Source organism: Arsukibacterium ikkense, assembly GCF_000987775.1.
Lineage (GTDB): Bacteria > Pseudomonadota > Gammaproteobacteria > Enterobacterales > Alteromonadaceae > Alishewanella > Alishewanella ikkense.
In genome coordinates this window covers 128,959-135,743 of the sequence record NZ_LAHO01000015.1, presented here as the reverse complement: position 1 = coordinate 135,743, position 6,785 = coordinate 128,959, and the positions used below count along the sequence as shown (strand labels likewise).

General features: G+C 45.4%; 6 protein-coding genes. 5 read left to right on the top strand and 1 reads right to left on the bottom strand.

The annotated features are described in order from the left end of the window. Positions 1-226 precede the first annotated feature (226 nt). Positions 227-700, top strand: coding sequence for an RNA recognition motif domain-containing protein (locus WG68_RS15190; RefSeq protein ID WP_046558562.1), 474 nt, complete (start codon positions 227-229; stop codon positions 698-700). Positions 701-846: 146 nt separating this feature from the next. Then, complete coding sequence (trmA, locus tag WG68_RS15185) at positions 847-1,935, top strand: tRNA (uridine(54)-C5)-methyltransferase TrmA (RefSeq protein WP_046558561.1); 1,089 nt, start codon at positions 847-849, stop codon at positions 1,933-1,935. Here the strand turns inward: trmA and fabR are convergent. Then, complete coding sequence (fabR, locus tag WG68_RS15180) at positions 1,932-2,540, bottom strand: HTH-type transcriptional repressor FabR (RefSeq protein ID WP_046558560.1); 609 nt, start codon at positions 2,538-2,540, stop codon at positions 1,932-1,934. The genes trmA and fabR overlap by 4 nt on opposite strands. 110 nt (positions 2,541-2,650) lie before the next feature. On the opposite strand from fabR, the gene WG68_RS15175 reads away from it, so the two are divergent. From WG68_RS15175 to WG68_RS15165, 3 genes are all read left to right on the top strand, one after another. Further along, positions 2,651-3,769, top strand: coding sequence for an acyl-CoA desaturase (locus WG68_RS15175; RefSeq protein ID WP_046558559.1), 1,119 nt, complete (start codon positions 2,651-2,653; stop codon positions 3,767-3,769). Positions 3,770-3,857: 88 nt separating this feature from the next. Further along, entirely contained in the window at positions 3,858-5,279 is a 1,422-nt protein-coding gene (gene sthA, locus WG68_RS15170) for a Si-specific NAD(P)(+) transhydrogenase (protein ID WP_407637685.1), read from the top strand. 126 nt (positions 5,280-5,405) lie between these two features. Further along, positions 5,406-6,773, top strand: coding sequence for a TonB family protein (locus WG68_RS15165; RefSeq protein ID WP_046558557.1), 1,368 nt, complete (start codon positions 5,406-5,408; stop codon positions 6,771-6,773). Positions 6,774-6,785 lie beyond the last annotated feature (12 nt).

Here is a 6,785-nt window from a genome sequence, read left to right as displayed (position 1 = left end):
GGCATGGCGCGCATTATAGGGCGTTTAAGTTAGGCCGCAAGCATTTATTAGCGTAAATACTTATTTTTGCTACCAACTGCTCATAAAAAGCACTTTGTGCTTATTTTTATCGCATGTGTTTTGCAAATTAGATATTTTTGCTATTGGCTGGTTAAGATCTAACCGTTAAGATAGGTTTGCTTATAGTAAATAAGCGTTCTTCATTATCAGTATTTAGGAATTGATTATGTTACCAACTTTACGAGCTTCTTTACCTTATACCCTTGCATTAGCTGTGCTGGTATATTTTATATTTTCATTTTTCACACTGAATATTAGTCCGGCTTGGTTCGTCGTTATCGGTGTTGTATTAGCAGGCGTTCTGGTTCCGGTTTTACTTGACACTAAAGGTGCAGCTGTTAGCCCAATGGCAGACGTTCAGGAATTCACTGGTGATACTGCTACTTTATATGTAGGAAATTTGCCATACCGGGCCAACGAAGATGCAGTAAAAGAGTTATTTGCCAACTACGGGGCTGTTAAAAATGTTCGTTTAATGAAAGATCGGCAAACGGGTCGGCGTCGTGGCTTTGGGTTCGTTGAAGTCGCCGCTAAAGATGCTGCAAAAATGATCAATAAATTAAACGATTTTGAATTTCAGGAAAGAACATTAAAAGTTCGCGAAGCAAAAGAGCGCCAGGACGAAGATAACGCTGAGTAAATAGCTTAAGCTGACTCAGTTAACGCCGGCGTATAGCCGGCGTTTTATTTTATACTCTTCTTTAACAGCATACTGGTGTGAACTAAGGTTGGCGTCGCTGGCAAAACAACATAAAATGCTCTGTTTAGAGGTTAGCAGAGAAAATTATGCGATTAGGTCAGGTATTTCCAGAAGAGTATGACACCCAGTTAATCGAGAAAAAAAACAGGTTACAAAAACTGCTGGCAGCTTATACCTCGACGGATATTGAGCTGTTTCGCTCATCACCCAGCCACTACCGCCAGCGTGCCGAATTCCGGATCTGGCATGATGGTGATGATATTTACCATGCGATGTTTGATCCTCAGACCAAGCAAAAAGTCCGGATCGATTACTTCCCGGTCGCAAGTCAGCTTATTGCTGATTTTATGCCAATACTGCTGAGTAAAATCCAGTATAACCACCCGTTACGCTATAAACTGTATCAGGTCGACTACCTTGCTACTCAATCGGGAGAACTGCTGGTTAGTTTGATTTATAAACGACAACTTGAGCAAGACTGGAAAGATGCCGTAACCGCTTTAACTGCAGAGCTATTGCCAGACTGGCCAGTGAAATTTATTGGCCGGGCACGGAAGCAAAAAATGGTTATTGATACTGACTTCGTAACAGAGCGATTTACGGTCGATGGCACAACCCTCTCGTATCAACAAGTAGAGGGCAGCTTTACCCAGCCCAACGCAGGGATAAACCAGCAGATGTTAGCCTGGTCTGCGGGCATTGCCAATAAGCTCACTGGTGATTTGCTGGAACTATATTGCGGTAACGCGAATTTTGCTTTAGCCCTGGCGCGCTATTTCAACCAGGTGGTGGCAACCGAAATTTCACGAACTTCAATTAAATCAGCAGAATACAATATTCAGTTGAATAACATTACCAATGTACAAGTACTGCAAATGTCTGCCGAAGACGTATCAAAAGCACTGGTAAGTGGCTCTGCATTGAAAAATATCGAGCTCAGTGGCATGGCACTTAACACGGTATTAGTAGACCCGCCACGCGCCGGCTTAGATCCCGATACCGTGAGCTTAGTCAGTGGTTTTAACGATATTATCTATATTTCCTGTAACCCAGACACGCTGGCGGCTAATCTGCAAAGCCTGAATAAGACTCACCGCATTATGAAAACAGCACTATTTGACCAATTCCCGTATAGCCATCATCTGGAAACCGGTGTCTGGCTGCAGAAACGTTAATCTTTTGCCTTACGGCCATAACTGGCAGCACCATGAGCTAACCAGCGCAACTGGGTAATGGTGCGGCTGGTTAAGCTGGCATAATGTTCCGGCAGTGCATCCAGCGCGTCGGCGCCAGTGTGAAATACCAAGGTCACCATAGCCTCGGCCTGTAGCTGCGCCAGCTCGTCCGGGCATGCCGTCTCTTTTCGAAGATAATGCGCTAACTCAGCAGAAAAGTGCTGGATTTCACGCGCTACCGCAGCACGGAATGCGGCCGAGGTGCCAGAGCGCTCGCGCAGTAGCAGACGAAACACATTACTGTTGCCGGTAACAAACTCCATAAAGGTTTCAATGGAGGTGCTAATGACACTGCCATTATTTTCAATACGTTGCCGGGCCTGACGCATTAACTGCCGCAACATCAAGCCCGCCTCATCCACCAGCGTCAAGCCAAGTTCATCCATATCAGCAAAATGGCGATAAAAAGATGTTGGTGCAATACCCGCCTCTCTGGCCACTTCACGCAGGCTTAAACTGGCGAAGCTCTTCTCAGCACTTAACTGAGAAAAAGCCGCTTCTATTATAGCCTTACGGGTCCGTTCTTTTTGTTGCGCTCTGCTCACGACACGTCCTATCGAAAAAATAGCTATTTTATACCTTGACCTGACCCTGCAGGCTAGTTAAATTGGCGTACAGTTGTACGCTCAAAATAGCCTGAATTAAAGAGCCTTAAATGAAAAAAGCCCCTATTATCTGGACCACCACACTCTTATTTAGCATCAGTTTCCTGGTTGCCGCTATTGCCGTGCCCTGGTATGCAGTAGCTGTTGGCTTTGGCTGGTTTGAAATTATTGCTACCATTTTAGCGCTTGGCTACTGCGGTATGTCAATTACCGCAGGTTATCATCGTTTGTGGGCACACAAAACCTATGATGCCCACCCATTTTTACAATGGGCTTTCGCTATTGGCGGCGCCTTTGCATTGCAAAACAGTGCTTTACACTGGTCATCTGATCATCGGGATCATCACCGTCATGTAGATGATAACGAGAAAGACCCCTACTCCGCACGTCGTGGTTTCTGGTATAGCCATATTGGCTGGATGCTTCGCGATTACCAGGGTACGACCTACAACGACTACACTAATGTACGTGATCTACAAAAGAACCGAATTGTTGCATGGCAACATAAGCATTATTTGGCATTGACCATAGCTACCAATGTCGGTATCCCGCTATTGTTAGGCTGGTTAAGTGGCAATATGCTAGGTATGATCCTGAGCGTGGGCGTATTAAGGTTAGTACTAAGCCACCATTTCACTTTTTTTATTAACTCGTTGGCTCATATTTGGGGTAAGCAGCCGTATACCGATAAAAATTCGGCACGAGACAATGGCGTCCTGGCATTTCTTACTTACGGTGAGGGTTATCACAATTATCACCATATATTTGAGTATGATTATCGCAACGGCATTAAATGGTGGCAGTTCGACCCCACTAAATGGCTGATTAAATCTGCCAGCTATATTGGTCTGACGCGTAACTTACGCATAGTGCCAGAAGAACGCGTCGCCATGGCTAAAGCAAAAATGCAATTACTGCGCGCGCAACAAAAAGCTCAGCTGTTACCCAATGCTGAACAACTGTTACAGTTGCTGGAACGCGAATACGAGTTGTTGCTGGCCAGAATGCAGGATTACTACCAACTGAAAAAGCAATTTGTACTGCAGAAAAAGCAAGCTTTGATTGAGCAGTACCAGACAGCGGATTTTAAGCAACGTTATCGCGAATTCAAATATCATTTACAGCAACAACATCAGCACTGGCAAAGACTAACAGCTGCCTTTCATTAATCTTTAAAAAGAGGCTACGGCCTCTTTTTTTGTGATAAAGACCTGTTATGCTGACAAAGCAGGTTTTTTATTGAACAAGGCGATGTTTGTGACAGAGAAAAGCAAAACAAAAAAGCCAACCTATGATTATGATGCAATTGTTATTGGTACCGGTCCCGGGGGCGAAGGTGCTGCCATGTATTTGGCTAAAAGTGGCAAACGGGTAGCCGCCATAGAACGTTATAAATCAGTAGGTGGAGGTTGCACTCATTGGGGTACCATTCCCTCAAAAGCGCTGCGTCACTCTGTCAGTCGGCTGATCGAGTTTAATGAAAACCCGCTGTTTCAGTTAGATGATCAACTTACCCGGCTAACCTTTTCACAAATTCTAAAACACGCTGCTGGTGTTATTCGTAAACAGGTTAAACTCAGAGCCGGCTTTTATGACCGTAATCTGGTGAAAATTCATCAGGGCGAGGCACGCTTTGTGGACGCTCATACGCTGGAAGTCATTGATCAGGATGGCAGTTGTTACAACCTGACTGCAGAAAACATTGTCATAGCAACAGGCTCCAGGCCTTATCGTCCGCCTCAGGTCGATTTTAGCCACTCGCGTATTTATGACAGTGACACCATTTTGTCGCTGGCTCATGAGCCTAAACATATTATTATTTACGGTGCCGGGGTTATCGGCTGCGAATATGCGTCTATTTTTCGCGGTCTGGGTGTGCGGGTTGATTTAGTAAATACCCGCGATCGCCTGCTGTCTTTTATGGATGCAGAAATTTCAGACTCGCTTAGTTATCATTTCTGGAACTCTGGCATGACAATTCGCCATGGAGAAGAGTTTTCCCAAATCGAAGGCCAGAAAGACGGCGTGGTTTTACACTTACAGTCAGGTAAAAAAATGAAAGCCGATTGCTTTCTGTTTGCCAATGGCCGCACCGGCAACACTGATATGTTGAATCTGACGGCGATTGAGCTTGATTCAGACAGCCGCGGTTTAGTCAAAGTGAATACTCGCTACCAGACAAGTATCGATAATATTTATGCTGTAGGCGATGTTATTGGTTACCCGAGCTTAGCCAGCGCTGCATATGACCAGGGACGACTGGCAGGTGAAGCCATTGTTAAAGGCAATCTTGACGGCCACCTGATCGCAGATATTCCGGTTGGTATCTATACTATACCGGAAATGAGCTCAGTAGGTAAAACTGAGCAAGAACTTACCACTGCGAAGATTCCATACGAAGTAGGCCGCGCCCAGTTTAAACATCTGGCCCGAGCCCAAATTGCCAACACTAATGTCGGTAGTCTGAAACTGTTGTTTCATCGTGATACGCTGGAAATACTCGGTATTCATTGTTTTGGTGAGCGTGCAGCAGAAATTGTCCATATCGGCCAAGCCATTATGATGCAAACAAATGGTGGCAATAATCTCAACTATTTTGTCCACACCACCTTTAATTACCCGACAATGGCAGAAGCCTATCGGGTAGCCGCATTAAATGGTTTAAACAGGCTCTTTTAAATCCGGCGTTAACTTTTACACCTAAGGCACTGAAAGTAGAATAAATATTTATTTTTGTTTTGACTGATGAATCATTGTAAACTCAATGAAATAAAAAATTTCGTGGGAATGTCGTGGAGACCCGTTATGCCATTAGTTCGTATTAGCTTGGCTTGGATTGCAATATGCTTCTCCTGGCAAACACTTGCAGATTTTCCTACAGCAAAGTCGCTGTTTGATAAGCAGGAATATCAACTTGCAAAACCGCGCCTGGAAAAGCTGGCGGAGCTGGGACACCTTGAAGCACAATTTTTGGTATCGCGAATGTATGCCGAAGGTCTGGGTACTGAGGTAGATATTAATAAAGCCTATGCCTGGACTCTTATAGCCAGGGACCGCGACCATCCTCTGGCAGCGAAACAATATTTAGCTTTACGCCGGAATCTGGAATCACGTCGCGACGGCAAGGAAAGCTTTAGCGATTTAAACAGCAAATACGGCAAAGATGCGTTGTATGGTAATTTATACCCTATTGCTAATCGTTTTGTTGTTGGTAATTCGGCCAGGATAAAAGCTATACGCCAGGATGAACCAAGCTACCCGAGCTTTTTTGAGCGTGGTGGCGTGTCAGCATGGGCCGTCGTACACTATGACATTAATGAAGATGGCAAAGTCGAAAATGCTAAGGTCATCGCCTCCTTCCCCATTAACGGCATTAATGAGTATGTGTTGAAAGCGGTTAACAGCTGGCGCTTCGAACCACCACGCGATCTGTATGGCGATACCATGCGGGTAGAAATGCAATCTCATAGTTTTCAGATCAGGGCCTCTCAGGGCTCACAGACGCGGCGCTTTAACCGCGATAATCAGGAGTATCTGGACGCTATTGAAGCCGCAGCGCGGGCAGAGTTTGCTGAGTACCAGTACTTATTCGCTATTCTGGCGGAAAGCAACATTGTAAAAGATGAGAACCCACTGGAGTGGTACCAAAAAGCGGCTATCAATGGCCATCAAACGGCTCAGTACCGGTTAGCTCAGTGTTTAATTACCGGCAATGGCTGTGACAAAGACCGCAGCAAAGCGGTGAACTGGCTGGCAGTCGCGGCAGAAGGGGGTAACGCTAAGGCGGCATATTTATTGGCACAGGAACTACTTGATAGTAATAATGTAAATTTTGAGCCTCGCAAAGCTGCCCGTTTCCTGGAGCTTGCAGCCCTGCAAGAATACATGCCTGCCATTGCAGACTATGCATCACTACTGGCATTATCAGATGACCCCGAAATACGTAATCCCAATAAAGCAATCAGATTAGCCGAGCAAGGACGGGCAATAGATCCGACCCACCCTGATCTTCTGGCTACGCTTGGCGTAGCGTTTATCGAGCTGGGCCAGCAGGGCCGTGGCGAAGCTATGTTACATCAGGCTATTAGTGAAGCAAGAAAGCGTAACTGGGCAGTCGAAAATTTCGAAGATTTACTGCTTGATTATCAAACATCTGTAGCGGGTATGAACTAGAAAAAGGCCATC